The organism is Armatimonadota bacterium (assembly GCA_018268395.1).
Taxonomy (GTDB): domain Bacteria; phylum Armatimonadota; class Fimbriimonadia; order Fimbriimonadales; family Fimbriimonadaceae; genus JAEURO01.
In genome coordinates this window covers 108,191-135,051 of sequence record JAFDWQ010000006.1, presented here as the reverse complement: position 1 = coordinate 135,051, position 26,861 = coordinate 108,191, and the positions used below count along the sequence as shown (strand labels likewise).

The following is a 26,861-nucleotide window of genomic DNA, read 5'->3' as shown; positions in this document are numbered from 1 at the left end:
TCATGCCGCTTCCGTTTCACGGACATTCATGATGCGGCGTCCTTGCCCCGGTCTGCAACGGCCTCCGGTCCGGCGGGATGAAGTGGGGACACCGTTGCCAGACCGGGCCACCAGTCGGAGTCTGGAGGCAGCATCTCGGCCGTCCGTAGGCGACCCGTTCCGACTCCAAAAAGGCGGGTCTCACGCTCCGTTCCAGGTTCCCTTGCACGCCACCCTCTGTGCTCGACACGTGCTCGACACGTGCTCGGAACGTGCTCGGAACGGCCGTGTCGAGCACGTGTCGAGCACATCCGGAGCACACGTCGAGCACCAATGGAAGCTACAGACGGCGGTCGGACGAGCCGATAACAACAGGTATGGCCAAGGCCCGTTTGAGCGCCCTCCTCGAAGACGCCAGCGGCAAACTCGGGCGCGACTATATCGCCCGAGGGCGGAGCGGGCTCGTCGTGCGCAAGAAGGCCTGCTACACCTTCCCGTCGAGCCCCGCCTTCGCCGCGGCGGGCGGCCGGCTGAAGCAGGCGAACGCGGTCTGGAACACGCTTTCGATGGAACAGGCGGCGGCGTGGGCCGACTATGCCGCCACCATCGTCCGCTCGGGGCGCGTCTCCGGCCGATCCTATTCGCCGACAGGGAAGAACGCCTTCGTGGGGCTCGCGGTAAAGGTGCTGCAGGTCGACCCCATGGCCGAGGTTCCGACGTCGCCGCCCGTGGGCGGATACGTCGGCGACGACGTGGTCGTGGTCACGCGGGCCGAGGGCGGGCTCGTCTTCGAGGCGAGCGGGCCGAACCGGCCGGGCAGCGTCACCGAACTGCTGGTCCAGCGGTTGGTCAACGAACGCCGCCGCCCCGACGGGGACTACAAAAGCATGGGCTTCGTCGCGTTCTCGCCGGGCCACCTCGCGCACACCCTGCCCGTCGAGCCCGGTGTGTACGCCTGCGGCTACCGGTTCGTCGAGGCGGCGACGGGCCGCATGACCGAAGCGTGGCTCACGGGCGTCCGCATCGTGCCCGAAGCAAGGGTCGGACGCCGCCGCGCGGCTTAGTCACACTCCCGCAAGCCGCGATCGCTCCGAACCGGCTATCCTAGCCGACAGTGCGCAGATCCAAGGAAGGGTCGGACAAGCGGACAGGGACGGACCGGTCGTGGCCGTGGTTCGCGGCCGTCCTGTTGCTCGCGATCGCGGTCCGCGTCGTGTGGCTGCAGCGGGTCGACACCCAACCCGTGACCGACTTCCAGTGGTACTTCCTGCGCGCGGTCTCGATTTCGCAGGGCCACGGTTATGCGGTCGACGGACGCCTGACCGCTTACTGGCCCGTCGGCTATCCGGGGTTTCTCGGGCTCGCGTTCCTGGTCGCAGGGGCGAGCGTGGCGCTGGGCAAGGTGCTGAACACGGTGCTCGTTCTCGCCTGTCTCGTCTTGACCTGGCGGCTCGGAGCGGTGTTGTTCCGGAGCGGGGCGGTCGGGGTCGGCGCCGCATGGGTGCTGGCCGTCCACCCGGCCTATGTCGCCTATAGCGGGATCCTCGCCTCCGAGCCGCTCTACACCGCGCTGACCCTGGCGGGCACGCTCGCGCTCCTGACGCTGCCTGTCGGAAAACGGTCGGCCCGTGACATCGAAGCGAAGTCTCCACCAAAGGGTCAGAGCGGGCGCAAGCGCTTACCGGCCTATGCCTTGCGGGCGCTCGGTGCGGGCCTTCTCTTCGGTGCGGCGACGCTGGTCCGGCCCCAGGCTGCGGTGCTGCCACTGCTGGTGGTCGTGGGAGGCTGGCTCCTCGATGCCCCGTCCACCATCCGTGGACGGGTGCTTCCGGTGCTGGCCTTTGGCGCGCTCGGAATGTCCGTGTTCCTCGTGCCGTGGACGTTGAGGAACTGGTCGGTCTTCGGGACGCCCGTGTTCGTCAGCACCAACGGCGGCGACAACCTTCTCATCGGCAACAGCCCGAGGTCGAACGGTCTCTATCAGAACCCCGATTCGCTCGGTTACGACTTTACGGGCCTCGGCGAGGTCGAGCGGGACAAGAGGGCGTCGCGGACCGCTCTGGGCTATGCCAAGCAGAACCCGGCTTTCGTGCGCAGCCTCTGGCCTGCCAAGTTGCAGGGCACGTTCCTGAACGCGACCGATGCGGCGTACTGGGCGTTCCAAAAAGAGCAGGGCGTGTTGCGCCCGCCTGGCCTCGGCGCCGACAAACAGGAGTACCTCCGGTTCCGCGAAGCTTCGCGCGGGAGCGTCCCCTGGCTGCTCGCCTTAGCCGGCTTCGGTGCCGTCGTGGGTCTGTTCACCAAACGGTTACCGCTGACGGCCCTGTTCTTCATCGGGAACACGGCGTTGCTCTCGATGGTGTTCTTCGGCAACCCTCGCTTCTCGTTCCCGGTCGTGCCGTTCCTGGCGCTCTTCGCCGCGTCCGGAATCGTGGGTGCCGTGAACCTCTTGAACGAGCCGCGTCGGGCACCTCGGGCAGAGTCGGACGGCTAGTGGGCGGCCCCGGATCTCCACCCCCAACCCCCTCCTCATGTGTCCGGCACAAGGCATCCGGTCCACACGAGGAGGGGGCTCCGGATTCCCCTTCCTCGTGTGCAGGCGATGTCCGTGCGCCGAACATGAGGAAGGGGCTAGGGGATGGAGCAATAGGATCCTCCTTCCGTCTGAAATCCGCACCGCTCGAGCCTTTAGGGCAGGCATCCGGTCCACACGGAACGCAAGCGGACGGCTCCACCCCCAACCCCCTCCTCATGTGTCCGGCACCCTTCGACTCCGCTCAGGGCAGGCTGCCGGTCCACACGAGGAGGGGGCTTTGAGAGGGGCTAGGGGATGGAGCCACTAGCCGAAGTCGAGCATCGGCACTTCGACGGTGCGGTCTTCGCTCGCCGATCGGACGATGGCGTCCATCACGAGCACGGTCTGCAGGCCTTCGCGCAGGTCGGGCGAGTTGGGCGTGCCGTCGATCAGCGCTCTCGCGAAGGAGTCGATGATGTTCGCGAACTCGCCGTAATGCATGCCTTTGAGCTCGTGGCGGTAGTAGTAGCCCGCCAGTTCATGGTGATAGTCCTCCTCCTTTTCGATCCCGTCCGCGCCGATCCAGGAGTGCCGTAGATCGGGATAGCGGGCGATGGACGTGCCCTTCGAGCCCATCAGGCAGCCTTCGATGAGCGAGCGCGAGCGGGGAAGTTCCGTGATGCCGTAGTTGCCGAAGACGCGGCCCATCTTGCGACGGTCGCGGGTCCGCATGTGCGCCGAGTAGACGTCGAAGAGCTGCGGGGCGTGCTTGCGGCCCATCGAGGTCTGGGCGACCATCGCGTTCACCTCCGCGATGTCCCCGAGGTACCACCGCACCAAGTCCACCGGATGGCTGAGACCGAGGTACGCCCAGTCCGTGTCCGTGGCCGTCCACGGGCTCTTTTCGTAATACCAGTCCATGCGGTGGTCGTAGTGCGCGTCGTAGCACTCCACCTCGCCGAACTCGCCCGCCTCGAACAGCTCGCGCTGCCGCAGGAACGGCTCGTAGAACCGCGTCGATTGCCCGACCTGTAGCCGCCGCCCGGTCTCCTTGGCCGCCTTGAGGAGTCGGGAAGCTTGACGCGCGTCGTTGATGAGCGGCTTGGTGCAGACGACGTCCTTGCCCGCGCGGAACGCCTTCTCGATCTGCTCGGCGTGGAGGCTGTCCGGGGTGTAGATGCAGACGATCCGCACGTCCGTCATCGCCAGCATCTCGTCATAGTCGGCCGTCACTCGCAGGCCAGGGGAAGCGGCCAGCGCGTCTTCGCGCTTCTCTTCGGCGAGGTCGCAACCGGCCACGGCGCGGCAGAGCCCGCTCGCACGCAGCGCGACGAGCATCGTGTGGCCCTCGTGCAAGCCGACGACCCCGACGCCCAGCCTTTCCTCGTGGGGAAGCTCGCCCCAGTCGCGCTTTGACCCTATGGTGGGACGGCCTGTCGGGAGGACGTCGGGGTGCCTCACAGCTCGTGGGTCTCGCCCTGGCCTGGCACGACGACGTCCCATCCCAGCTCGTCGACGATCTTCTGCCGCAACGACTCTTGGGCGGGCGGTTCGCCGTGGACGAGGAACGTCTTGCGGGGCGGCGTCTTAAAGTTGCGGAGCCACTTCAGCATCTCTCCGTAGTCGGCGTGGGCCGACAGAGAATCGAGCCGCTCGATCTGCGCGTTGAACGGGATGTCTTGACCGAGCAAGCGGATCGTGCGGGTGCCTTCTTGGATGTCGCGACCCGTCGTGCCGTCGGCCTGGTAGCCCGTGAACATCACGATCGTAGACGGGTCGGCGACGCGGTGCTTCATGTGGTGGAGGATGCGGCCTCCCGTGACCATGCCGCTCCCGGCGATGATGACCATCGGACCGTCCATTTGGTTGAGTTGCTTGGACAGGTTGCGGTCGCGGACGAAGCGCACGAACTCGCTCGAGAACGGCGAACGGCCTTCTCGCAGGTCGCAGCGCATGTCCTGGTCCAAGTCCTCCGATTCTTCGACATAGAGCAGGGAAGCCGCGTTCGCCATCGGGCTGTCGACATAGATCGGGATGCGGTCGAGAAGGCCTTCGTCAGTGAGCTCCCGGATGTACCAGAGCAGCTCTTGGGTGCGCCCGATCGCGAACGACGGGACGAGCACGCACGACCTTTGCTCGATCGCGCGCCGCAAGACGCTGAGGATCTTCTGCTTGGGGTCGGTCGTATCGTGGAGCCGGTCGCCATAGGTGCTCTCCAGGACGAGGTACTCGGCGTGCTCGACCGGCGTCGGGTCCTTGAGGATCGGGCGGTCGAACCGGCCGAGGTCGCCGGACATCAGGATACGCTCGCCGTTCTCGAAATAGACCTCGGCGAACCCGGAACCGATGATGTGTCCGGCGGGCATGAACCGGAACTGGGCGCCCGCAGGAAGCTGCTGCCATTGCCAGAAGTGGACGGGCTTCAAAACCTTCAGGGCTTCATAGGCTTCGGCTTCGTCGTAGAGCGGTTTGGGCTCGACATGACGGCTGGTGCCGTGCCTGGCGTGGTAACGCGCGTCTTCTTCTTGGATCCGGCCGCTGTCGGGAAGGCTGATCCGGCACAGCCCGATCGTGCTGGGCGTCGCATAGGCCGGGCCACGGAAGCCGTCCTTGACGAACCGCGGCAACATGCCGATGTGGTCCATGTGCGCATGGGTGAGCACCATCGCGTCCAGTTCGTGCGCCGCGACGGGCAGCGGCAGCCAGTTCCGTTCGCGGAGCTCGCGAGGGCCCTGGAACATGCCGCAGTCGACGAGGACCTTCTTTCCGTCCAGTTCCAAGAGGTGTTTCGAGCCCGTGACCGTCCGGGCCGCGCCCAAGAAGGTGATGCTTTGCGGCATGCGGTCCAGTATGCCCCAGGGGTAGCCTGACCGCATGGCAGAGGCGGACGTCGCGATCATCGGAGGCACGGGCATCGGCCCTCGGCTCGCGGCGCTGGGAGGGGAAGCCCGCCGGACAGCCGGCTTGGAATGGACGTTGATCGACGTCGACGGCCTGAAGGTCGGGCTGGTCCAACGCCATTCGGCGGGGCACAAAGTGCCTCCTCATCGGGTGGACTACGTCGGCATGGCGCAAGCCCTTCGAGAAATCGGCGTCCAAGGATGTCTGGCCAGCGCTGCGGTCGGATCGTTGCACGCCGATTGGGCGCCGGAGACGCTCGCGGTCTGCACCGACTTCCTCGACCTGACGTGCCGGCGCCTCACCCTGTTCCACGACACGGTCGTCCACACGCCGTTCGCCGTCCCGTTCCCCCTCGCCGGCGCCTTGAACACAGCTTGCCTGGCCGTTCCGGTGAAGGCCCGTGGGGAATGCGTCTATGTCGGGCTCGACGGGCCGCGCTACGAAACGCCCGCCGAGATCAGGATGCTGCGGACGTTCGGTGGCGACGTCGTCGGGATGACGGCTTCGAGCGAGGCGATCGTGATGCGGGAGGCGGGCGTGGACTACGGATGCCTGGCCGTCGTCACGAACCTCGGATGCGGGCTCGGAGAGTCGGTCCCGCACCACGGCGAGGTCGTCGACGTGATGCAGACGGTCGGACAGACGGTCGTGGACGTGCTCTTGGCGGCCGCGCGTCTCGTTCCGTAGGCGGAGGCTCCGTCGCACCGTCGATTCTGAGCGTGCGGACCGTGCACAATGCGGTTCGGGAACCCCATGGCCCTTTCGCGCCGAACGCTGACGCTCGCCCTTGCCTTGACGCCCGGTATCGGCGGCAAGACCGTGACCCGTGCTCTCACTCGGAACGACCTGCTCGGACGGTCGCCCGACGACTTCCTTCGTATCGGCCCTGAAGCGCTGCGCGAGGAGTACGGAATGAAGGTCAAAGTCGCCGACGGGTGGCACGAACGGAAGAAGGCCAAAGTCGCGGAGGCTTTGCAGGTCGAAGAGCGCCTGGTCCCTCTCGGCGTCTCTCTCGTGACCGCGGCCGACGCCCATTATCCTCGCCGCATCGAGCAGATGGACGCCGATCCGCCAGGCGTGCTGTTCCTCTACGGCAACACCAAGCTCTTGGAAGCGAAAACGGCGTGCGTCCTGTCGTCCCGTGGAACGACGCGGGCCGGACTCGAAGCTGTCGAAAAGCTCGCGGAGGAGCACGTGCTGGACGGCAAAGCGATCGTCAGCGGGCACGACACGCCCGAATATCAGCGGTCGGCCGTCGTGCCGTTGCGCTACGGCGCGCCCCGGCTGCTCGTCCTCGACCGGGGCCTCTTCCGCGCGCTTGGCGAAGAACTGCAGGACGAGCCGTTCCGCGCGGCCCGGCTTTGGCGCTACCGCTTCGATCCGAAGACCGACCTCGCCGTCAGCAGCCTCAATCCCGAGAAGGACTTCCATCCGAACTCGAACAAAGTCCGTGACCGACTGATCGCCGGTTTGTCGATGTGCCTTGACTTCGTCGAAGTCCGACCGGGCGGGAACATGGAGTCGCTGGCGAAAGCGGCCCTCAGGTGCGGTCGGGCGGTGCGCGTCTCCGACCAGGCGGAGGCTTCCGAAATCCTTCAGAAACTGGGGGCACGACCTTTCTATCCTGATTGAGCCTAGACGGGAAAACCGACTGTAAAACCCGTGCGAAAAAAAGTGACGCTTTCCCGCATGTAGTGCCGTCTTCACCCTTGCGCCCCAATATATTGGGGTTGCAACGGGCAACGGGGCCCGTAGCGCGTCCCATGGCGCACCGCCAGGACGTAGAAGAGACGACGACATGAAATGCCCCTATTGCGGCCACACGGAACACCGCGTGCTCGACTCCCGGCCCGCCCGCGAAGGCGAAGCCGTCCGGCGTCGGCGCGAGTGCGAAGGCTGCAGCCGGAGGTTCACGACGTTCGAAGCCCCGGAAAGGCCGAGGCTCTTCGTCGTGAAGCGGAGCGGGGAGAGGGAAGAGTTCGACCGGGAGAAGGTGCTGACGGGCATGGTCACGGCCTGCCACAAGCGGCCCGTCACTCTCGAGGCCCTTCGTGAAGCCGCCCAACGCGTCGAGCGCGACCTTTTCGACCTCTCGGACGACGAAGTCCCGAGCAGCGAGGTCGGGGACCGCGTCATGCGGGAACTTCACGGGCTCGACCCCGTCGCCTTCGTCCGTTTCGCCAGCGTGTACCGCGAGTTCGACGACCCCGCGGAGTTCGCCAGGATCGTCCATCGGATGGACGTCGCAGGCTTCAGTCCCCTCGCCCTCGTGGCGGAAAACTGAGCTATACTAGTAGACACAAGGATACGTAAAAGGAAGATTCATGAAAATCGAAAGGTACTTCACCAAGCCGGGCCACGACCGCTATGAGGGGATCGCGTTCGAGCCGCGAACGAGCGAGATCCGGAACCCGGACGGCAGCACCGTGTTCAAGATGGAAGGCGTCATGGTGCCCGCCCAGTGGTCGCAGGTCGCGACCGACATCCTGGCCCAGAAGTACTTTCGCAAGGCCGGCCTCGGCGGAGACGTCGACCATGAGACCGACAGCCGCCAGGTCTTCCACCGTCTTGCCGGGTGTTGGCGGAGCTGGGGCGAGCGCCACGGTTACTTCGACACCATCGACGACGCCGACGCGTTCTACGACGAGCTCTGCCACATGCTCGCGCGCCAGATCGCCGCGCCGAACAGTCCGCAGTGGTTCAACACCGGGCTCCACTTCGCTTACGGCATCGAAGGCGTCCCGCAAGGCCACTTCTACGTCGATCCCAAGACCGGCCGCCTCGAGCGGAGCGCCAACGCTTACGAACGGCCCCAGCCTCACGCCTGCTTCATCTTGAGCGTCAAGGACGACCTCGTCAACGAAGGCGGGATCATGGACCTCTGGACGCGCGAGGCCCGCATCTTCAAGTACGGCAGCGGAGTCGGCACGAACTTCTCGTCCATCCGTGGCGAGAGCGAACGGCTTTCGGGCGGCGGCAAATCGAGCGGCCTGATGAGCTTCCTCAAGGTCGGCGACCGCAGCGCGGGCGCGATCAAAAGTGGCGGCACCACCCGCCGCGCCGCCAAGATGGTCTGCCTCGACGTCGACCACCCCGATATCGAGCAGTTCGTCTCGTGGAAGGTCTACGAAGAGCAGAAGGTCGCCGCGCTCGTCACCGGTTCGCAGCTCAATAACAAGCACCTCAACGCGATCATGGAGGCCTACCACGAAGCCCCCTCCTCGTTTGCAGGGGAGGGTTCGTGCCCCGAAAATGAGGAGGGGGTCGGGGGTGGAGCCAAGTCCCGTGCAGCGTTGGCAGGGGTGGGTCCGCGCGCCGAAAACGAAGAGGGGGTCGGGGGTGGAGCCAAGACGTTCGGACCCGGACTGAACCGAGCGGTCGCGGAAGCCAAAGCCGCCGGCATCAGCCCGAACTACATCCAGCGCGCGATCCAGCTCGCCCAGCAGGGGTACACCGGCATCGAGTTCCCCGTCTTCGACACAGGCTATGAGAGCGAGGCCTATGTCACGGTCTCGGGCCAGAACTCGAACAATTCCGTCCGCATCTCCAACGAGTTCCTTGAAGCCGTCGAACAGGACAAAGACTGGGAGCTCAAGGCCCGCACGGACGGCCGCACCGTCAAGACCCTCCGGGCCCGCGAACTCTGGGACGAGATCTGCACGAGCGCCTGGCACAGCGCCGACCCCGGCACCCAATACGACACCACCATCAACGACTGGCACACCTGCCCCGAGGACGGCCGCATCAACGCGTCCAACCCGTGCAGCGAGTACATGTTCCTCGACGACACCGCGTGCAACCTCGCCAGCATCAACCTCTGCACGCTCTACGACCCGAAGACCGGCCGCTTCGACATCGAAGCCTATCGCCACGCCATCCGGCTCTGGACGGTCGTGCTCGAGATCAGCGTGCTCATGGCCCAGTTCCCGAGCAAAGAAATCGCCCAGCTCAGCTACGACTTCCGCACCCTCGGCCTCGGATACGCCAACCTCGGCGCCCTGCTCATGCAGATGGCGATCCCTTACGATTCGCCCGAAGGCTTCGCGATCGCAGGCGCCCTCACCAGCATCCTCGGCGGCGAAAGCTATGCGACCAGCGCGGAAATGGCGGGCAAGCTCGGCCCGTTCCCGAAGTACGACAAGAACCGCGGGCACATGCTCCGGGTCGTCCGCAACCACCGCCGAGCGGCCCATTCTGCGCCTGCATCGGAGTATGAAGGTCTGGGCGTCAGACCTGTCCCGATCGACGCCAGATACTGCCCGCAGGACCTCTTGGACTCGGCCCGAAGGGCATGGGACGACGCCCTCGCCTTCGGAGAGCAGAACGGCTTCCGCAACGCCCAGGTCACCGTCCTCGCCCCCACCGGCACGATCGGCCTGATCATGGACTGCGACACGACCGGCATCGAGCCCGACTTTGCCATCGTGAAGTTCAAAAAGCTCGCGGGCGGCGGTTACTTCAAAATCGTCAACCAGTCCGTGCCCGTCGCCCTCCGCCGGCTCGGCTACAGCCAGGAACAGATCGAGGACATCGTCGCCTACACCGTCGGACACGGCACCCTCAAAGGCTCGCCCGCCGTCAACCACGACACGCTCCGTGAGAAGGGCTTCGACGACGCCGCCCTCGCCAAGCTCGAAGCGGGCCTCAAGGACGCCTTCGAACTCCGCTTCGCCTTCAATAAGTACACCTTTGGCGAGGAGTTCTGCAAACAGAAGCTCGGTTTCAGCTCGGCCCAGCTCGACGACTGGTCGTTCGACATGCTCGCCGCGCTCGGCTTTACCAAGGCCGAGGTCGAAGCCGCCAACGACTACGTCTGCGGCACCATGACGATCGAAGGCGCGCCCCACCTCGAACCCGCCCACTATCCGGTCTTCGACTGCGCCAACAAGTGCGGCAAACGCGGGCAGCGCTTCATCAGCGCCGAGGGCCACATCCGCATGATGGCCGCCGCCCAGCCGTTCCTCAGCGGCGCGATCAGCAAGACGATCAACCTTCCCGCCAACGCCACCGTCGAGGACGTCAACGACGCCTACATGCTCTCGTGGAAGCTCGGCCTCAAGGCCAACGCCCTCTACCGCGACGGCAGCAAGCTCAGCCAGCCCCTCAACGCCTCGACCGACGACGCCGCCGCGGCGATTTTGGAGGCCTCTTTCGAGGAAGAGCGTCCGGTCGGTTCGGGTGGTTCGGAGTGGTCCGGTTCCGGATCCGAACGACCGGACTACCGGACTTCCGAACACGCAGAAATCCTCGCCGCCTCCCAAAAGCTCGTTTACCGCTACATCGCCCGCCGACGCCTCATGCCCCAGCGACGCAAGGGCTACACCCAAAAGGCGCTCGTCGGCGGCCACAAGGTCTACCTGCGCACGGGCGAGTACGAGGACGGCACCCTCGGCGAGATCTTCGTCGACATGCACCGCGAAGGCGCCGCGTTCCGCTCGCTGATGAACTGCTTCGCCATCGCCATCTCGCTCGGCCTGCAGCACGGCGTCCCCCTCGAGGAGTTCGTCGAGGCGTTCACCTTCAGCCGCTTCGAGCCGAACGGCGTCGTCATGGGCCACGACAACATCAAGATGTCGACCTCGGTCATCGACTACATCTTCCGCGAGCTCGCCATGACCTATCTCGGCCGCTACGACCTCGTCCAGGTCAAGCCCGAAGACCTCCGCCACGACGCGATCGGCGGCCCCAATCAGCCCGGCCTCGACTTCGAAGAGGAGGAAGACCAAGGCCCGATCGACGACATCGCCCCCGGCGTCACGCGGGAAGACCACTCGAGTTCGGGGTACGGGGTCCGGGGCCCGGGTGTCGGGGAGCGCGCGTCGCACGCAGGCAACGAACGGAACGGTCACGGCAACTACGCCTATGTCGAAACCCCGGCACCTGTCGGCGTGGCCACAGTCCGTTCCGGCACCGAGACCCGAAACCCGAAACCCGAAACCCGCACCGAGGCCGTCCGCGTCGCCCGTCTCAAGGGCTACGAAGCCGATCCCTGCACCAATTGCGGCTCCTATACGCTCGTGCGGAACGGGGTCTGCCTGAAGTGCAACACGTGCGGCGAGACGAGCGGGTGTAGTTAGCTCGATGATGACGATTGCGATAGATCCGACAACAGCGGTTGCCCAGCGAGTAGAGAGACTACTAAAAGACAGACCACAGTTCGGCGAGATGCCTGGCTTTCGTGGTCTGGCGGCGGCTCACCGAAGCCCTGGAACAATAATCTCGGAAAACGACCATGTCGGTTTTGACGCCGTGTGCGCAGTTCTAGGAGTTGCCGAAGAAGCCGAGGCGTGCCCCAAGCACATAGGCAATCTAATTTGGGAAACGTTTCTCCATGATCTTGCTGGTCACGCAGCAGAGCTCGAAACCACGTCTAGACTTCAAGACATCGCCTATGAAGCGACGGTTAGATCGTTCATTGCAAGGAAAGTACCGGGAGCTACATGGCCGGATAGTCACAGCGGCCCAAAACCTGACGCTTGGACCACTGTAGGCTTCTACCAGGGAGAGTCGAAATCTGTCGACCATGAAATAAAGCGTATTGACTCGATCCCAGCAGATCCCGATCGACTGGCCCGATTGATCTACAGAAAGTACTCGGACGCATACCAGCAGTGGGAGAGGCGGCAGGAGCGAAACCGTCACTTGGTCGTGTTCATCGGACTACCTTTGGGCTGGTACGCTGATAGGCGAAACAATCCCGCGGATTATCTACGGGCGATGCGACTGGTTCACGAAACCAGCGCAGGCACAAACCTCTCTATTAATCCGACGAATCTGATCGTGACCACAAGCTATCACACGGCAATGTATCAAGGCATAATGAGGCACGGGAGAATTCCGCCCTGTGTTTTGCAACCTGTCGCCACAGCTGGAATATCACCTGAGGCAGTCTGGCTACACACAGAGATCGGCTGGTTCCTCTCCTGCTTTTACTCAGATGAGGGCGAGGCTATAAGGTTCGAGAACCTCTCCCAGAAGGTCATTGTCCTTTGCTGAACGGACGATACCTATCCAGCGCAGTTCCGACCTTAGACGAGGAAGGAAGACTATACGGCGGCGGAACGCTTGTCCCGACGAACGCACTCCCGCACTAGGAGCCGCGTTACCTGTCGAGACAGGCGTGCGGAGCGCGGTCCGTGCTGGAACCGCCTGTGGCGGCGACGTGCCGTGACGGGCCGAAGAAGTGCTTCGCGACAAGCGGGCCACCTGCCGATGGCCTTCCGGACGCCCGCACAAAGGGACTGAGCGATGAGGCCGCTACGTCGGACTGCTGTACGCGACCTCGTCCGTCATGCCGACCGGAAGGTCCGACGGCTCTGGTAAGGGGAGTTCGGCGTCGTCGTAGTAGAGCGTTCCCGACGGTCGTTCGTCGTGCAGGAAGAAGGCGACCGTCGATGTCTCTGCGGAATCTTCGATCAGGTGTTCGTCCCACGCCGCTTGCCACGAGTCGCGCGGAGAAGTCGCATCGCCGTCCGGCGGATAGCCGAACGAAGAAAAGTCGATGTCGGAAGCAGGGCCGTCGTGGGTCAAGACGACGAGCCAGGCCATCTTCCAGTTATCTGCGATCTGGGCCCGCCAGTCGTCGAAGGGTTCGAGGCCCTCAGCATCGGCGTCGATCCCTTCTTCGGAGACAGGCCACTTGTGAAGGCCGATGACGCGCACGGCGGATTATAGACCGCTCCTTTTGGCAAAGCTACGAGCGGCGAGTTAGGGTGTAACGCCGGACTCCCTTGCGACACGGTCGGCATCCGACTCCCAGAAGTATCGGAACGTCTTCCGAAAGCTGGAATAGAGCACACGGATGCACGTGTCGCCATGAGGGAACAAGAGCTCATAGTCGATCAGTTCTCGACGGTCGCCGGCTGCGTCCCGGCAGTTCCTAGCGAGCAGGAGCAGCCCCGAACGGTCAAGCGGAAGGTGCACGGTCGAGCCGTCGTCGCGCCATGATGTCTGGCCCTCGTACATCCTTCGATAGCCCTCCCAATCGGGATTTGACTCGAGCGCCGGAACCGAAGGGACGTGCCACCGGCGGGGCGAGAACTCCAACTTGTGCCGTACGGCGCGCCACGACTTCAGATCGACATGGGTCTCCAAGCCGTGGACCAGCCACGTTCCACTTGTGAACGTCTCAATGTTCCATCGAGCCGACAAGAGCGACGGTGGAGGAACTGGACCGCCTCGGATCCAAACGACGCTGCGCGGTTCCAAGAGCAAGCAGAGCGCCTGGGCCGCTCGCTGCAGCCCCAGAGACCCGGCCACGAGCATGCGCCAATCGTGGCCGCCTGTGCCGATCCACGATCTCTTGCCCAGATCCAGCCGCAGGACGCTTACGTCGCCGTCTGACCGCTTCCAAGTGGCTGTCTCCAACGTTTTGACGACGGTCTTCATGTTCGGCCGCACCTTCAGAGGATTCAACAAGTGTTCCGTTCCAGCAGAGCGCGATCGTCGAGTTCCTTGATCTGCTTAGGGATCACGGCGAGAGGATAGCCGAACGCAGTGCCCTTCGAGTTTCCGCCCCTGATCGCGTTCGGAGCACCATGCATGGCTTGGACAGAAAGGGGATCCGGAGCCCCCTCCTCGTGTGGACCGGATGGTCCGTGCCGGACACATGAGGAGGGGGTTGGGGGTGGAGCCATCCGGATTGCCCGATCCACTATCATGGAAAAGATGGCGCGGAAGGGAAGCGGCAGAAGGAATTGCGGTCTCGTGAAGGCTGCCCGTCCCGTATCGGTCGTCACCTGGACCTTATGGATCGTCGCCGCAGGCTGTGGTCCGGACGGCAACGGTAGTCCTTCCGTCGCGCAAAAGGCTGAAACGGTGCAGGCCTCGAAGACCGTGGCCAGAGTCGGCGGCGAATACTGGACGGCTCACTTTTTCGGCGACGACACCGAGCCCTCCGTGATGAACTTCATGGACTACGGCATCATCCCGGTGACGCTCTCGCCCGACGGCAAGGTCGCCTATGGTGGTCGGTATAAGGGTCGGACCGAAACCTGGACTTTAGAGGGTGACACTGTCACGATCAAGCGCAAGCAAGGGCCACCTTGGACGCTGAAAGTCACGGAAAGGGGCGACGTGCTCGTCAGCGAGCCGCCCATCGAGTACGGAGTGCCCGATAACCGTGTCCGCCTCTTGCGCGACGACCCGATGCTGCACGTCCGCTATGTCGGCCGCTATCGGCGCGTTTCGAGAGCTGTTCCCAACGTCCCTGCCGAGATCGAGATCGGCGAGAAGACATGGTCGTCCAAGGAACCCGGCTTCCAAAATCTTCCGTGGCTGGTCGCCGGTCCGTTCGTCGTGTTGATCGGTCCAGAACCCAAGGGCACCATGGTCGACTACGAGTCTTTCATCCTTCGTCCGAGCAAGGACTTGACGAAGCTATCGCTCGATCTGTCGAAGTATAAGGCGGTCTACGGCGAGGACCTGAGCGTGGTCTACGAGCGGGTGCCCTGAAGCAACGCGCTCCGCGCAACGTGTGCCATTGGGTCGAGGCGTGTTCAGAAGATGAACTAGTGCCTACCGTGCTCCGGAGCCCCCTCTTCGTGTGGACCGGATGGTTCGTGCCGGACACATGAGGAGGGGGTTGGGGGTAGAGAAGCGCAGGGCCTTAGGAAACGCGATGAGAAGTGCTGTCGAGCTCCGATGCTTTTCCGATGACCTTTCACTGTAAGATGTGACTTCGAGGTACGTGGTTGAGCGGCGAAGAGAGCGACGGGCGACAGACGTGGATCGTGCGGGCGGTCTGTTATGCGTTCGCCAGACTCGCAAGCCATCTGGTCGTGGAACTCCCGAGGGGAACTCTGAAACCCCTCCCCGTCCTCCTGACATCCGCGGTCTTGTTCGGGGTCACGATGGCTTCGCTCATGCCTTACATCGATCGCTATGAACAAGGGAGGAGACTGAGGAAAGCGGCCCGCTCTGGCTCGGGCCGGGACGCCGGCACCTAGGTCGGCGCACGCTGGCGGGATCGTACGTCAAGGCTGACCCGGGCCCCTCACTTGATCAGGAGGGTCGCGTTCGATGTGGCGGTTCTGAAGGACGACATCTTCGGCTTTGGCGAACGGCGACTGGAAAAGGTTCGACGTGCTTCCCATAGGAACCCATTCGTCGTTCTCGAGCCGTTCGAGCCGGGCTCCCACTGTGCGTCCCCGTTTCCGCTTTTCCACGACCCGCGTCAGAGGGGTCAGGAGCCAAAGAAAGCAGTCGGAGGCGGCTATGGCGTCGTCAAAGTGGTCGTGCCAAAAACCTGCGGAGACGATCTGTTCGCCATTGGACTCTTGAATCGAGACATTGAAACCGCCCGGCCCGGCTGTGACTGAGAACGTCCCCTGGACTTCCTCACCTTGAACCTCAGGGTATTCCTTGAGCGCGGATTTGACCAATTCGATCGCTGCCGGCGGTTCGCGTTCGTCCACTGCGACATTCTGACCTTCAAGATTGTCAAGGCATCCGGTCTCAACGGTTCGCAGAACCGAAGGTCGTTCTGTGGCGAGGATCCGCGTGGGTCTGCTCTTGGCTGATGCGGCAGGAAGGCACCCGAGAGTATGGAGCAAGGGCGAGCTCGCGCCGGACAGTAACATGGATCGGAAGTGTGGCGGAGCCGGCGTCTGACCTATGAACAACGCGCCAAGCTGACGGAGGGACTCGTATAGAGAGGGTTCGAGAGTGAGATGTTGGCGTTGTGCCCGCTCTTCAGGCTTTCTTCTTTTGTGCAGTGGTCGAGCTATTCGCCTTGCAGTCCAAATGTGGCCCTGCGGCTTGGAGCGGATGTCGAACGGCGGACACATGAAGAGGAGAGTGGGGATGAAGAAGCACAGGATCGCTTACTAACGGCCGAATCGGCGGACTTCAGCAGTGATACGCCAGAACGCGTCAGCGCCCGTCCGGTTTTGATCCGGACAGTGGAGCGAACATGAGAATGCGGTTACGCCCAGCCTCTGAGATATAGAGCGTGGACGGCCCGAACGCCATGCCTGTGGGATGGTCAAGGCCGCTGAGGAAGACAGTAGGCGTGCCGTCGGGCGTGATCCGTAAGATGTTCCCGGCGACGAGGTCGGACATGTAGATGTCACTTCCGAAAGCGCCCCCTTTGCCGAAGACCATCCCTGCACCGCCTTGGATCACGTTGTGCTGCAGCCGCGTGCAGAACCGCTCCAGTTGGCCCGTCGGGTTGACGCGCCAGATGCCGACCTCTCCGAGCGAGGCGCAGAAGTACATCGAATTTCCGAAGGCGCCGCCTTCGGCGGATCTCCGAACCAGTTCCGCTGAGCGTAAACGAGGACATGGCCCAGTCCGGCGACCGTGACGGTGACCTTGCTCGGAACCGGCGTGGCCGGCCTTGGAAAACCGAGTTCGAACGTCAGGAACGCCCGGCATGCTCGGACCTTACCTGAGTATTGTGGAACCATCGGTGTACTGTAAGCTACTCCGACTCATGCGGTTCATCGCGACGGAAAGGACGTTCTTGGCATGGATGCTCCGCGCCGTCTTCATCAAGTGTTGTGTCGCGCTTGTCTGGTTAGCGGCCCTCTCAGTGACCCATGTTCCTCGTCCCCCGTTCTTCGGTGTCGTCGTGATCGCTTCCGGCCTCGTGGGTGCGACGTTCCTGCCGAAGGCCGTGGGTTCTCTGCGATCGGCACAACGTCAGGACCACTGACCTTTCCGCTCTGTCGACGACGGCCTTGGGGCCCGCGCGTGACCGCTCAATGTCGCGATGATTTCGACCCCCCTCGGTCCCCTTCAAGAGCGCCAATCAGGGTCGTTTTCGTGCCCTTCCTGCACCATCCATCGTTCTGGACGAAGACCGTGCGTCATGCGGTCCACATAGTCTTTGAAACCGCCGTAGTACTTGCCTTGGGAAGCGTGGAAGTCGGCGAACTCGTAGTATTTCGCGAGTTCTGTCAACCAGCGGTTGGCGATGACGCCGCTCTCTTCGGAATAACCGTCTTCCTCCAGCGTGTACAGAAAGTAGATGTAGAGGTATTTCCGCTTCATCAGGGCATAACTTTCGATGCGTAACGGGCGGCCTGCGTAATCCTGTCGATAACGCTCGAGATCGAAGTTGTCGGCAAGGTGCAGCTCGACCGTGCGGACCATGTCCGGAGTCACGGCTTGCGTCAGGGTGAAGAACATGTCGTGCCGCGAGACGACGGCGTTGAGTCCCAAGGACTTGACCGCTGACTTGATCTGGGCGTAGGCCAAGACGGCGGCGACCGCGGCCACGATGGTGCCGGCGAGTTGGATCTGTTCGGAAACGGTCACGAGGGGAGGTTACATCGGTCGCACGGCCTGCGTCCCCCTTGGGAAAGCGGGCACTCGTCCGATCGATCGCCCTCACGCATCAACGTCCCGTCGCATAACTCTCGACCGGGCGTCACCTGATTCATGATCCGCAAACTCAAGTCTGGTCAGTACAGGATCTACTCGCGCAAGACCGACGAGAAGAGCGGGAAGCGCAGGAACCTGGGAACGTTCGATTCTCTCGAAGCTGCGAAAAAGCACGAACGCGAGATCCAGTACTTCAAGCATCACAGATAGCCCTTTGCGGCCACAGGACGACCCCCCGTCCCGGAGGGATCGGAGGATCGTCTGGTCTTGGTCAGCCTTTGGCCCGTTGAGCTTTCTCGGGGGGCCCAGGCCGACTGACGGCAGGTTCGACTTCCTTCACTTCGACCCCTGGCGGAACCTTGATTTTGAGAAGTTCCTCGTCCGGAGGATCAACGTATCTCCATTCGAACGCATAGCCGTTACCGGACGGATAGATGTGCTCGGCATAGAGCGGCAGGTCGCGCACAGGGTCGGCGTAAAGGGTCGAGCGACCGACGATCGGCTCGCCCTTGGCGTCTTGCCAGGTGAAACGCGAAACGTACTTGTCGACCTTTCGTCCCCGCCACGTCACGTTGTGCTCCAGGCTCAATGACTCCGGATCGTTCTTCCACTTACCGAGGTCCGCACTTCCGAGAATGTTGCCCATACCCGGACTTTGACCTCGCTGGACCGTCGCAAACGGCCGTTCGCCGATGGCGTTGTAAGTGGTCATGCCCGTCCCGTCGAAGGCCTGTTCGAAGTTCGACTGGATGTACCGCCATCTCTGGCCCATGACGTACCCGCTCCAAATTTTGGGAGACGGGCCCGCATCCTTGTCCACGTCGTACGGCAGGATCTGGAACATGACCTCGCGGTTCTTTTGCGTCGCTACGAGGCGCGCAAAGGACGCCGAGGCGGACGACTTCTTCGGGACCAACAGACCGATACCGACGACCGAGAGGCACGCGGTCAGCGCCACCGCCCGCCACACCTTCGGACCATGCCGAGGCTTCGGCGAGGCAGGTGTCGGGGCAAAGGCGCCGACCGCCTTCTCGACCCCGTTGTCCGAGAGGTCGTTGCGCAGCTCGCGGACTAACCGCTCAAGGCTCGTATCAGGACGATTCATGTCTTTCTTCCCATTTCGGTCGCACAGTCGCAGGTTCGCCCGAGGATAGGTGCCGTTGGAGAAGGGCCCTGGCCCGCGACAGACGGGATTTGACCGTTCCATCCGGAACGCCCGTGATGTCGGCCGTCTCTTTGACCGACGCCCCTTCGACCTCGTGAAGCAAGAAGGTCGTCCGAAGGTCGTCGTCGAGACGGTCGAGCGCGCCGAAAAGCGCGATCAGGGCCGTACCGCAAGAATCGGGCGAGGGAACGGAACCGGCTTCGTCGAGCGGTGCCGTCTCCCGTCTGTCCCTGAGCCATCGTTGATATTCGCGGTACGCGATCTTGTGGAGCCAGTGGCCGAACGAACACTGGAACCGGAACCCCTCGATCCCTTGCGATGCTCGAAGGAACGTGGTCTGGGCCAGGTCTTGGGCGTCCTCGTGTCCCCAAGTCAAGTGACGTAGGAACCGATAGACCGCCGGGTAGTGGCGCCGGACGACGTGTTCCGCCGCCCGCCTGTCCCCGCCTTTGGCCCTTTCCACCAGGATCCGTTCGTAGATCATCGCCGTTACGCTTGCGACTGTGCAACCGTGCTGTTCCAGAACCGCTCGGGAAGCGTATGGTTCAGACATTTTGGAGTAACGGTCCACATGACGTCGCAGAAAGGCTTCAAGGGTTAAAATCGTGGGCCTTGAGCAGGGTCACCTTCGCCTCGCACGTGCTCACGTTCCGCGACGTCCGCTCCCCAGAAGAGCTGCAAGTCGTGTTCGAACGCCACCTGATGTCCTTGTTGACTCCTCGGAGGGACGGCTGGCGACTCGTCATGGAGACGGCCTGTAAGGTGAACGGGTGTCCGTTCACGCTGTCACTGAAACTGGACGAAGTGCGGCCGCTGCAACGTTGGTTCACGGTGACGGTCACGTCCGATTGGTCCAAGTTCAGGCCGGAGAACGACGACTACTTCGCGAACTCCGCGGCAAGCTGGTTCGGCTACTGGACCAGAGGGCTCGAGCCCGCGGAGCTCCCTCCGATGTCCGACGAACCGGACGGGATCTACCGAAAGGTGCTGGAACGTTACGATGCGTTCGAGTCCGATCTCAGGTCTCCAGAGGACGTTCAACGGAGGATCTTGGAGAGGATGCAAGACGGAGCCGAATTCCACACTGCGCACAAAGAGGGCGGGACCGTGATGAAGTGCGTCCGGGGCCGGTTCTCCAGTTCAAGCTATGGCGAACATGTCGAAAACCGACGGTTCAAGGACGGTAACGACTTCCTGGTTTATGCCCGGCGGTTCTTCGACATGGAACTTCGCCGCAGTTGTTACCCCGACGACCCCCCCGACATGACCGCCTGGAGGCTGCTGCTCCGTCTCCTCTCGGATTGACTTGGGTAATGAGCCGGGCTTGGCCCTGACGTGAACGGCTTCGTGGACCGGCCGGCTCCAGTTTCGTCGGCGCCGGTCCGAAATCACCGTCATGCGGCTCACCCGGATCTCCGTCGAGACTGCGTTTCCAGTCCGGTCAGGTACTGCCGCAGTCGAGCCGCGTTTTGCAGGACACGGGATTCGGAACTCTCTTCCGCTTCCCGTAACAATATGGTCAAGTCTTCGCGGTCGGTCACACGCGCGAGCCTTGGCCAGTCAGGAACGACCGGCTTCGAAGGGTTCAACAGGCATGAGCGCAGGACACTGAGAGCCCGTTCCCGTTCGTCGGTGCCTGGCTTGGCCAGTGGGAGACGGTGGACTGCCCGCTGCTTCTTATAGCCGGAGCGGAAGAAGTACGGGTTGCATTCGAGGAACTTCAGGAGGGCGCGTGCGTCGCTAACGTCCAAAGCGGACCGAGGCTTGGTCAGGGCCTCCTGAAGTTCGAGCGGGTAGAGCGCCGCGAGGAGTTCGTGAAAATAGGTGGTGACGGTGTGCCGGTCTGCGGACTCCTCGGACTTGCGGTCGGCAGGCTAGGCGTTCCTGGTCCCAGCGTTGGCGCGAAGTTCGTCAGCCATCTCGGGCAAAGTTTTGCGACTCCCAAGTGCCCGTTGCACTTGGGCCAGTTCGGCGATCGCGACCGCAGGGAACCATCCGCCCTGCCCGCTACGGACATAGGCCAGCATCGCGACGCCTCGCTGAGGCGCCATAGCCCGAGTGCGGCCGTGAACCGATGTTCGGTCCGGATCGTCAAGGACATGATGCTCGCCGCACTTGCCGCAGCCGTTCTCGAGGCGCCTGTCCTTGAAATCGGACTGCAACCCGTTCAGGCAGTCTGTCACATCGGCGAGAAAGTCCTCTTCAGGGCTCCCATTAAGAACGTCGGAAAGACGTCTGTCCGGATCGTGATCCAAGGCGACAGCATGCAGGAGGGCCGCAAAGCGCCGCTCTGTCAGGTCCAGTTCCGTCCGGTCGGCACACTGTTTTGGAAGGTTCCCCAGTGGGAAGCAGGTTGCGGCAATACGAATCCGGCGAGGGTCGAAGACTTTCTGGAGTTGAAACCTGGCAAGTCCGTCGACCTTCTGGGAGGCATGGCCTGGAGCGAGCCTTGGGTTTCGAAATTCTCGGACTCCCCGGGAGACTACGAGTTCCGGGTCGTCTATGACACGACCAAGCCCTTGACCGCATGGATCGGAGGCCCGTTGACCCCTGCCGACGAAGAAAAGGCCGTCCGAGAGCTTCGACCGTACTACGAACAGGTGCCCAAGGGCATTTTTACGAGCACGTCGGTCCGCATCCGCCTGGTCCGTTGACCTCGCAGATGAGCGGTTTCTGATCGAAAACCGGTATCCACCCGCGCCCTGCCTGTGGTACTTTAACCCACCTTGAACTTCGGGCTGTCCGCCCGGCGTCTTCCTCACCGGAACCTACGATCATGACCAGTACCTGGATCCACCGGCTCCTTCTCGCAGGCCTTTGTTCTGCAGCGGCCCTCTGGGCCGACGCTCAACTGACGAAGAACGTCACGTTGTACAAGAACCTTAGCCTCGGCTCGTTCAACGCGTCTGCCGGCAACGATTGCTGGGGATACGTCAGCCCTTCGGGCCGCGAATACGCTCTCTTCAGTGCCAACAACAAACTGGCCTTCGTCGAAGTGACCGACCCGGCGAACCCGGTCTACTTCGCGAACGTCCCGCACACCTCGAGCACGTGGGGGGACGTCAAAGTCTATCAGTCGACGGCCTATGCCGTGACCGAAGCCCAAGGGACCGGTGTCCAGGTCATCGACATGTCGGACATCGACAACCACAACGTGACTTTGGTCAAGACCTTGACCAGCCCGGGCCGGACGCACAACCTCTGTCTGGACACGGTCAGCGGCTTCCTTTACACGTGCGGTTCGAGGGACGGCACCGGCACGACGATGTGCTTCAACTTGGCCAACCCGTTGAACCCGGTGCGCGTCGGTTCGAACTCGATCACGACGACCTATCAGCACGACGCGCAAGTCGTCACGTACACCGAGGGGCCTTACGCGGGCAAGCAGATCATGTTCGGCTCCGGTGAAGACCGCGGTATGGAGATTTGGGACGTCACGAACAAAAACAGCGTCAGTCTGATCCGCAGGATCTCCTATCCGTTCGTCGGCTATACGCACCAAGGTTGGCTTAGCCCGGACAAGAAGTACTTCTACGTGGACGACGAGCTGGACGAGTACTACGGCGGCGTGAGCACGACCCGGACCCTGGTATTCGACGTCAGCGTATTGGCGACGGCCGACCTCGTCGCGACCTATACGACCGGCACGACGTCGATCGACCACAACCTCTACAACCGGAACGGGTTCGTTTTCCAAGCCGACTACTCGTCCGGGCTGCGGATCTTCGACACGAACGTCGACCGGTTCAACCCTCCGCAAGTCGGGTGGTACGACACTTTCCCGGCGGACGACCGCACGGACTTCGTCGGGGCCTGGAGCAACTACGCCTTCTTCCCGAGCGGGACGGTGCTCATTAGCGACATCAACAGCGGGCTTTATATCGTCGACGTGTCCGAAGCCACCAAAACGCCGTTCAAAACGGACAACGTCACGATTGCGGCCGGCGCGATCGTCAGCGGCGGTGTCAGCCAGTTGTTGACGGTCGATCAGCAGTATCTCGTCGTCGGTCGTGGTCCGGCCACGCTCGGCGGAGACCCCGTAAAGATCGAGTTCGAAGGGACGTGCCTCTGGTCGGACGTCAGCAAGCTCAGGTTCGAGATGACGGGCAAGGTCAACACGTTGGGCCTTCAGCAGACCCTCGAACTCTGGGACTGGACGACGAACTCTTGGACCCAAGCGGCGGTCTCGAACCCCTTGACGACCGATGCCCTCTACACGGTCCTCGGCTCCAATCCTGACAGGTTCGTCCAACAGACCACGAAGTTGATGAAGGCCCGCTTGAGCCTGCGCCAGACCGGACCGGTCACGACGAACCTTCTGCAAGTAAGCATCGACAAGGCCGGCTGGATCGTCAATCCGTAATCCGGACTTCGTCGGGCCCGGACTTCTGTCGAAGTCCGGGCCTGTTTGTTCACCAGAGGTCTATTGCGGCTTCTTGAGCCCGTTGCAGTAGTCGACGATCGTTTTGCGGTCTTTCGCATTCGGCTGCGCGGCGGACGAAGGCGGCATGTGACCTTCGCCGACTTCTCGGCCCACTTTTCTCCAAAGCCGAAGGTTCTTGTCGACGTCCGCTTGGGTCTTGAACTTGGTGAGGTCGATCCCGTCGGCCGCCTTGGGACCGGCATGGCACCCGACGCAGTACTTCTTGACGAGGGGGACGACGGTCCTTTTGAACTCGATCGGCTTTGCACCCGAGGTCTGGGGCGTTTGAACGGGAGGCTGAGGATTCAAGGCGACGAACAAGAACGGCAAGACCGACAATTTCAACATCCCCAGACTTTACGCGGCCGATACGCGTCCGGTTCCCACAAACTGGCGTCACACCCCTTCTGGATCGGCCGTCCTCGATTCCCGACGGGACCGCACACTGGTCTAGCGATGGTCCGGGCAAAGTGTACTGAACCATACAGGGCCCTGCTACCGTCCTGTTGTGTCATGGCCTTTTCCGAGGAGACGAAAGCCGAAGCCTATGCGCGGGCCGGCGGCCGTTGCGAATGCAAGCGCGAGGTCTGCGCGACCCATTACTTGACCCGTTGCCAGACCCGGGTCTCGGCAAGGACCGCGAACTACCACCGCAAGAAGAACAGCGGTCTCGGAGACCTCGACGGAGTCAAGAACTGCGAGGTGCTGTGCCACACGTGCCACGCCAACGTCGGCATGGACCAGTTCAAGGCGCACTAGACCCGGTCGTCAGCGTCGGAACACATAGCCGACGCCGGCCGTCTCGGTTCCGGCCTTCGGCTCCCAGGCCCGAACTGTCCGGACGCGGCCGATGGAAACCTCGAACGTGAGTTCTTCGGGCTCGAAGTCTCGGAACTCCCACACGATCTTGTTCCCCGACCGCCGGTGGTACTTGGGGTTCGACACGACGAACGAGCCCTTAGGAACGCCTGAGATGTCCGCGACGACTTTGGCCGAGCCGATCGTCCCGGCCCATGTCCTCCCAGTACCAAGGACGTACGTCAGCCAATCGATCGACATCGTATTGGAACCGTATTGGGTCACGTATTCGTTGCGCACGCGACGGGTCTGGCCGGCCTCGAAAACCACCGATTTGGTCCACCACTGCTTGTAAAACTGCTCGTCGGCGTTGGACTCGGCGACCTTGAGGGCCGTCTCGACCGGCTTTCCGTCGACCCAGGACGAAAACGACTCGAAGTACGTCTTGCGTGGGGCCGTCGGAATCTGGATGTCTCCACCGCCCTCTTCCGGAAAACCCATCAGGACCGTGGTCGCCTCGCCGTCGTTCCGGAACACGAAGTCGGTCGAGACCTTCCGTTTCGCATAGTCGATCGTGACCAGTTCACTGGCCATCCGGACTCGGGTCCCTTCGTCGAGCGCCGTGACCGTTCCGCCGACTCCGACGACCGCACCGTCGTTCCAGGCCGCAAGGATCCACAACACTGGGGCCATGTCCCGATGTTACCGGCGTCGAACGCCGGTTCACCCCTTGCGGCAGAACGCAGCGAAATCGACGACGACGTTCCAGAACCGGCCCGTACACGGCGAACCCGTGACCTTCTCGATCGTCGCGTTAGGGTTTGCGGGACGAGGCAGACCTTTCGGCGCGGTCAAGAAGACCTCGGTCGGCGTCGAGCCGACAAACGTGCAATCGGGGCTTTTCAACCCTGAGAAGTCACCTGTATAGGGCCTGCGCAACAAGACGACGAACCGGGACAGACCGGCACCATCGCCGGACCCGAACGGTTTCCCGGCCGCAAGACCGTCAAGGTCCTCCAACGTCCTGACGATGGCCGCGACGCGTTTCAGCCCGGCTTCCTCCAGTCCGCGTTCGACCAGTTGTGCGACCGTCTCCACGTCCGTGTCGTCGTGCTGGAACCGGACGTTGCCCGATTGAAGGAACGTTCGAACGTCCCGCGTTCCGACCGATCGGAACACGTCGCAGAGGTCGGCAGACTTGATACGGTTCGTCGTGCCGACGTTCAGCGACCGAAGGAACACGGCGTATTCGGGCACCGGGCCATCGTACTCGGGCTCCGCGAGGAATGTAACATTGGCCGGTGCACGTCCGCATCGTAGAAGCTCACGAGTGCGACACCGCCCATCGGCTCCGGCTCCATGCCCTGTCCTCAGATCCGTTCGCATTCGGAGCGACGTTGGACGAGGAGTCTTCGATGAGCGCAGCGGAAGTCTCAGACCGGTACTCGCCTTCGGAAGCCGGTTTCGTCGTCGGTGCGTTCGACGACGCGGGGGCGCTCGCCGGCATGGTCGGTTTCCGGAGGCAAAAGGGGTCGAAGCGGAGGCACGGAGCGCAGATCTGGGGCCTTTATGTCGATGCTGAAGCCCGGGGGAAAGGTCTTGCACGGGCGCTCATGACGACCGTGCTGAAGGAAGCCCGAACCCGAGTCGGGTTCACGCAGGTCACGCTCGGGGTCAGCTCCGTTGCCGAACGGGCCAAGTCCCTTTATCGTTCGCTCGGGTTCGAGTCCTATGGAGTCGAACCGAACGCCCACCGGCAGGACGGGCGTTCGATCGACATGGAGTTCATGGTCTACGTGTTCGACCTTCGGTCGGAGGATTGAGCCCACGTCTTGGGCTTTGACGTCCGAGCCGGGTCAAGACCGTTTCTTACGCCGGAGCAGGAGGGCGCCAAGGGTCAAGACGACGGCCGAGGACGGCTCGGGGACCATGGCGATGTCCCGAATCTGGAACACGTCCCCACCGATCGCTCCGATGTACCCCGCCTTTCCGGTGGAAAGGTCGATCCGGTAGAAGGCGCTCCGGAAGTCGCCGGCCCGTGTCAAGGCCGCATAGGCTTGATCGGTGCCGAGGACGTCGAAACCGACGAGGCTCGTCACGTCAAGACCGAGACTGCCGACCGTGTTCAGCGTGCCGTTGTTCGGCGGGACTTGGGTGACGAGGACGTCCAGGTCGCTGTCGATGTCGAACAGGGTCGTCGACGTGGCACCGTTGAAGTTGTTCGTATAGGCCGATCCGACGATGTTCGGCCGCGCACCGGCGTTAGGGTCTCCCGCCGCGAACGCCAGGTCCGTATCGACGACCGCGACTTGCCCCGTGTTCGGGTTCAACCTGAGGTTCTGACCCTTGTCACTCGTGACACGGATACGGTCGACCGTCGGGTTGAAGTCGAAGCCGAACTCGACTCCGTTCAGGCCCGGAGCGAAGGGTGCGCCGACGGCCGTGGCTTGACCGGTTCCGGCGTCGACTTTGTACAACGTGCTCGAACTGCCCATCGCGTACAACTCGCCCGTCGCCGGCCGGTAGTCGAGACCGAGCACCAAGTCGTTTTGCGACAATCCGGTGAACGACATGTCCGCAAGGATCTGTGTCGGGTCGGTCGCTTGAAAACGGACGAGCCGGTTCCCCGTCGTGACCGCCATTACGTCTTGGGCGGTAGCCAACGGGCATGCGGCCAAAACGGCCAGGGAAAGGAAGAAGGGCGTTCGGATGTTCATTGATGACCTCTCTGTCGGGGGGATTCCGACGACGAC

At 63.0% G+C, this 26,861-nt stretch carries 30 protein-coding genes; 16 read left to right on the top strand and 14 right to left on the bottom strand.

The window, feature by feature from the left end; genetic code table 11:
• The first annotated feature begins 356 nt into the window (after positions 1 to 356).
• Both JST30_12260 and JST30_12255 read left to right on the top strand, forming a co-directional pair.
• Positions 357 to 1,043 carry a hypothetical protein gene (locus tag JST30_12260; protein MBS1715098.1) on the top strand — a complete coding sequence of 229 codons (687 nt, stop codon included), beginning with the start codon at positions 357 to 359 and terminating at the stop codon, positions 1,041 to 1,043.
• Positions 1,044 to 1,093: 50 nt separating this feature from the next.
• Complete coding sequence (locus JST30_12255) at positions 1,094 to 2,473, top strand: hypothetical protein (protein ID MBS1715097.1); 1,380 nt, start codon at positions 1,094 to 1,096, stop codon at positions 2,471 to 2,473.
• A 345-nt stretch (positions 2,474 to 2,818) separates the two neighbouring features.
• On the opposite strand, the gene JST30_12250 is transcribed toward JST30_12255, so the two are convergent.
• Together JST30_12250 and JST30_12245 are read right to left on the bottom strand one after the other, a co-directional pair.
• Complete coding sequence (locus JST30_12250) at positions 2,819 to 3,955, bottom strand: Gfo/Idh/MocA family oxidoreductase (GenBank protein MBS1715096.1); 1,137 nt, start codon at positions 3,953 to 3,955, stop codon at positions 2,819 to 2,821.
• Positions 3,952 to 5,334, bottom strand: coding sequence for an MBL fold metallo-hydrolase (locus JST30_12245; protein MBS1715095.1), 1,383 nt, complete (start codon positions 5,332 to 5,334; stop codon positions 3,952 to 3,954). The genes JST30_12250 and JST30_12245 overlap by 4 nt, the downstream gene beginning before the upstream one ends.
• A 34-nt stretch (positions 5,335 to 5,368) precedes the next feature.
• On the opposite strand from JST30_12245, the gene JST30_12240 reads away from it, so the two are divergent.
• The 5 genes from JST30_12240 to JST30_12220 all read left to right on the top strand — a co-directional run bounded on the left by JST30_12240 (position 5,369) and on the right by JST30_12220 (position 12,391).
• Positions 5,369 to 6,082 (top strand): MTAP family purine nucleoside phosphorylase, encoded by a 714-nt coding sequence (locus tag JST30_12240; GenBank protein MBS1715094.1) that lies wholly within the window; start codon positions 5,369 to 5,371, stop codon positions 6,080 to 6,082.
• A 66-nt stretch (positions 6,083 to 6,148) separates the two neighbouring features.
• A complete protein-coding gene (locus JST30_12235) occupies positions 6,149 to 7,027 on the top strand; it encodes a DNA-processing protein DprA (GenBank protein ID MBS1715093.1) in 879 nt (292 codons plus the stop codon).
• A gap of 166 nt (positions 7,028 to 7,193) precedes the next feature.
• Positions 7,194 to 7,679, top strand: coding sequence for a transcriptional repressor NrdR (gene nrdR, locus JST30_12230; protein MBS1715092.1), 486 nt, complete (start codon positions 7,194 to 7,196; stop codon positions 7,677 to 7,679).
• A 40-nt stretch (positions 7,680 to 7,719) separates the two neighbouring features.
• Positions 7,720 to 11,472, top strand: a complete 3,753-nt coding sequence (locus JST30_12225; GenBank protein ID MBS1715091.1) for an adenosylcobalamin-dependent ribonucleoside-diphosphate reductase — start codon at positions 7,720 to 7,722, stop codon at positions 11,470 to 11,472.
• Positions 11,473 to 11,476: 4 nt separating this feature from the next.
• Positions 11,477 to 12,391, top strand: coding sequence for a hypothetical protein (locus JST30_12220; GenBank protein ID MBS1715090.1), 915 nt, complete (start codon positions 11,477 to 11,479; stop codon positions 12,389 to 12,391).
• Between the two features lie 261 nt (positions 12,392 to 12,652).
• Here JST30_12220 and JST30_12215 read toward each other — a convergent pair whose 3' ends face one another.
• Both JST30_12215 and JST30_12210 read right to left on the bottom strand, forming a co-directional pair.
• Positions 12,653 to 13,057 carry a hypothetical protein gene (locus JST30_12215; GenBank protein ID MBS1715089.1) on the bottom strand — a complete coding sequence of 135 codons (405 nt, stop codon included), beginning with the start codon at positions 13,055 to 13,057 and terminating at the stop codon, positions 12,653 to 12,655.
• Between the two features lie 45 nt (positions 13,058 to 13,102).
• Positions 13,103 to 13,783 (bottom strand): hypothetical protein, encoded by a 681-nt coding sequence (locus tag JST30_12210; GenBank protein ID MBS1715088.1) that lies wholly within the window; start codon positions 13,781 to 13,783, stop codon positions 13,103 to 13,105.
• 318 nt (positions 13,784 to 14,101) lie between these two features.
• On the opposite strand from JST30_12210, the gene JST30_12205 reads away from it, so the two are divergent.
• Positions 14,102 to 14,848: a hypothetical protein gene (locus JST30_12205; protein MBS1715087.1), complete on the top strand. Its 747-nt coding sequence runs from the start codon at positions 14,102 to 14,104 to the stop codon at positions 14,846 to 14,848.
• A gap of 239 nt (positions 14,849 to 15,087) precedes the next feature.
• Positions 15,088 to 15,342 carry a hypothetical protein gene (locus JST30_12200; protein MBS1715086.1) on the top strand — a complete coding sequence of 85 codons (255 nt, stop codon included), beginning with the start codon at positions 15,088 to 15,090 and terminating at the stop codon, positions 15,340 to 15,342.
• A gap of 27 nt (positions 15,343 to 15,369) precedes the next feature.
• Here JST30_12200 and JST30_12195 read toward each other — a convergent pair whose 3' ends face one another.
• Together JST30_12195 and JST30_12190 are read right to left on the bottom strand one after the other, a co-directional pair.
• A complete protein-coding gene (locus tag JST30_12195; GenBank protein MBS1715085.1) occupies positions 15,370 to 15,810 on the bottom strand; it encodes a hypothetical protein in 441 nt (146 codons plus the stop codon).
• Positions 15,811 to 16,267: 457 nt separating this feature from the next.
• Positions 16,268 to 16,612 carry a hypothetical protein gene (locus JST30_12190; GenBank protein ID MBS1715084.1) on the bottom strand — a complete coding sequence of 115 codons (345 nt, stop codon included), beginning with the start codon at positions 16,610 to 16,612 and terminating at the stop codon, positions 16,268 to 16,270.
• A 217-nt stretch (positions 16,613 to 16,829) separates the two neighbouring features.
• Between JST30_12190 and JST30_12185 the strand changes: the two genes are divergently transcribed.
• Positions 16,830 to 17,051, top strand: coding sequence for a hypothetical protein (locus JST30_12185; GenBank protein MBS1715083.1), 222 nt, complete (start codon positions 16,830 to 16,832; stop codon positions 17,049 to 17,051).
• Positions 17,052 to 17,134: 83 nt separating this feature from the next.
• On the opposite strand, the gene JST30_12180 is transcribed toward JST30_12185, so the two are convergent.
• The gene (locus JST30_12180; GenBank protein ID MBS1715082.1) at positions 17,135 to 17,656 is read right to left on the bottom strand and encodes a hypothetical protein; all 522 of its coding nucleotides are present in this window, start codon (positions 17,654 to 17,656) and stop codon (positions 17,135 to 17,137) included.
• Between the two features lie 123 nt (positions 17,657 to 17,779).
• Here JST30_12180 and JST30_12175 point away from each other — a divergent pair, with 123 nt between their 5' ends.
• Positions 17,780 to 17,932 (top strand): hypothetical protein, encoded by a 153-nt coding sequence (locus tag JST30_12175; protein MBS1715081.1) that lies wholly within the window; start codon positions 17,780 to 17,782, stop codon positions 17,930 to 17,932.
• Positions 17,933 to 17,993: 61 nt separating this feature from the next.
• On the opposite strand, the gene JST30_12170 is transcribed toward JST30_12175, so the two are convergent.
• Both JST30_12170 and JST30_12165 read right to left on the bottom strand, forming a co-directional pair.
• Complete coding sequence (locus JST30_12170) at positions 17,994 to 18,827, bottom strand: hypothetical protein (protein MBS1715080.1); 834 nt, start codon at positions 18,825 to 18,827, stop codon at positions 17,994 to 17,996.
• The gene (locus tag JST30_12165; GenBank protein MBS1715079.1) at positions 18,814 to 19,440 is read right to left on the bottom strand and encodes a sigma-70 family RNA polymerase sigma factor; all 627 of its coding nucleotides are present in this window, start codon (positions 19,438 to 19,440) and stop codon (positions 18,814 to 18,816) included. The genes JST30_12170 and JST30_12165 overlap by 14 nt, the downstream gene beginning before the upstream one ends.
• Before the next feature lie 59 nt (positions 19,441 to 19,499).
• Here JST30_12165 and JST30_12160 point away from each other — a divergent pair, with 59 nt between their 5' ends.
• A complete protein-coding gene (locus JST30_12160) occupies positions 19,500 to 20,192 on the top strand; it encodes a hypothetical protein (GenBank protein MBS1715078.1) in 693 nt (230 codons plus the stop codon).
• 569 nt (positions 20,193 to 20,761) lie between these two features.
• Here JST30_12160 and JST30_12155 read toward each other — a convergent pair.
• Positions 20,762 to 20,938 (bottom strand): hypothetical protein, encoded by a 177-nt coding sequence (locus tag JST30_12155; protein MBS1715077.1) that lies wholly within the window; start codon positions 20,936 to 20,938, stop codon positions 20,762 to 20,764.
• 15 nt (positions 20,939 to 20,953) lie between these two features.
• Between JST30_12155 and JST30_12150 the strand changes: the two genes are divergently transcribed.
• Together JST30_12150 and JST30_12145 are read left to right on the top strand one after the other, a co-directional pair.
• On the top strand, positions 20,954 to 21,541 hold the full coding sequence (locus JST30_12150; protein ID MBS1715076.1) for a hypothetical protein: 588 nt from the start codon (positions 20,954 to 20,956) through the stop codon (positions 21,539 to 21,541).
• A 122-nt stretch (positions 21,542 to 21,663) separates the two neighbouring features.
• Positions 21,664 to 23,250, top strand: coding sequence for a choice-of-anchor B family protein (locus tag JST30_12145; protein ID MBS1715075.1), 1,587 nt, complete (start codon positions 21,664 to 21,666; stop codon positions 23,248 to 23,250).
• Between the two features lie 60 nt (positions 23,251 to 23,310).
• Here JST30_12145 and JST30_12140 read toward each other — a convergent pair whose 3' ends face one another.
• The gene (locus JST30_12140; protein ID MBS1715074.1) at positions 23,311 to 23,658 is read right to left on the bottom strand and encodes a hypothetical protein; all 348 of its coding nucleotides are present in this window, start codon (positions 23,656 to 23,658) and stop codon (positions 23,311 to 23,313) included.
• 165 nt (positions 23,659 to 23,823) lie between these two features.
• Between JST30_12140 and JST30_12135 the strand changes: the two genes are divergently transcribed.
• Complete coding sequence (locus JST30_12135; protein ID MBS1715073.1) at positions 23,824 to 24,069, top strand: hypothetical protein; 246 nt, start codon at positions 23,824 to 23,826, stop codon at positions 24,067 to 24,069.
• Positions 24,070 to 24,078: 9 nt separating this feature from the next.
• Here the strand turns inward: JST30_12135 and JST30_12130 are convergent, their stop codons facing one another.
• Both JST30_12130 and JST30_12125 read right to left on the bottom strand, forming a co-directional pair.
• Entirely contained in the window at positions 24,079 to 24,801 is a 723-nt protein-coding gene (locus tag JST30_12130) for a DUF4424 family protein (protein ID MBS1715072.1), read from the bottom strand.
• Between the two features lie 30 nt (positions 24,802 to 24,831).
• Positions 24,832 to 25,365, bottom strand: coding sequence for a DUF1697 domain-containing protein (locus JST30_12125; GenBank protein ID MBS1715071.1), 534 nt, complete (start codon positions 25,363 to 25,365; stop codon positions 24,832 to 24,834).
• A gap of 44 nt (positions 25,366 to 25,409) precedes the next feature.
• Between JST30_12125 and JST30_12120 the strand changes: the two genes are divergently transcribed.
• Positions 25,410 to 25,931, top strand: coding sequence for a GNAT family N-acetyltransferase (locus JST30_12120; protein MBS1715070.1), 522 nt, complete (start codon positions 25,410 to 25,412; stop codon positions 25,929 to 25,931).
• A gap of 33 nt (positions 25,932 to 25,964) precedes the next feature.
• Here the strand turns inward: JST30_12120 and JST30_12115 are convergent, their stop codons facing one another.
• On the bottom strand, positions 25,965 to 26,825 hold the full coding sequence (locus JST30_12115; protein MBS1715069.1) for a DUF4394 domain-containing protein: 861 nt from the start codon (positions 26,823 to 26,825) through the stop codon (positions 25,965 to 25,967).
• Positions 26,826 to 26,861 lie beyond the last annotated feature (36 nt).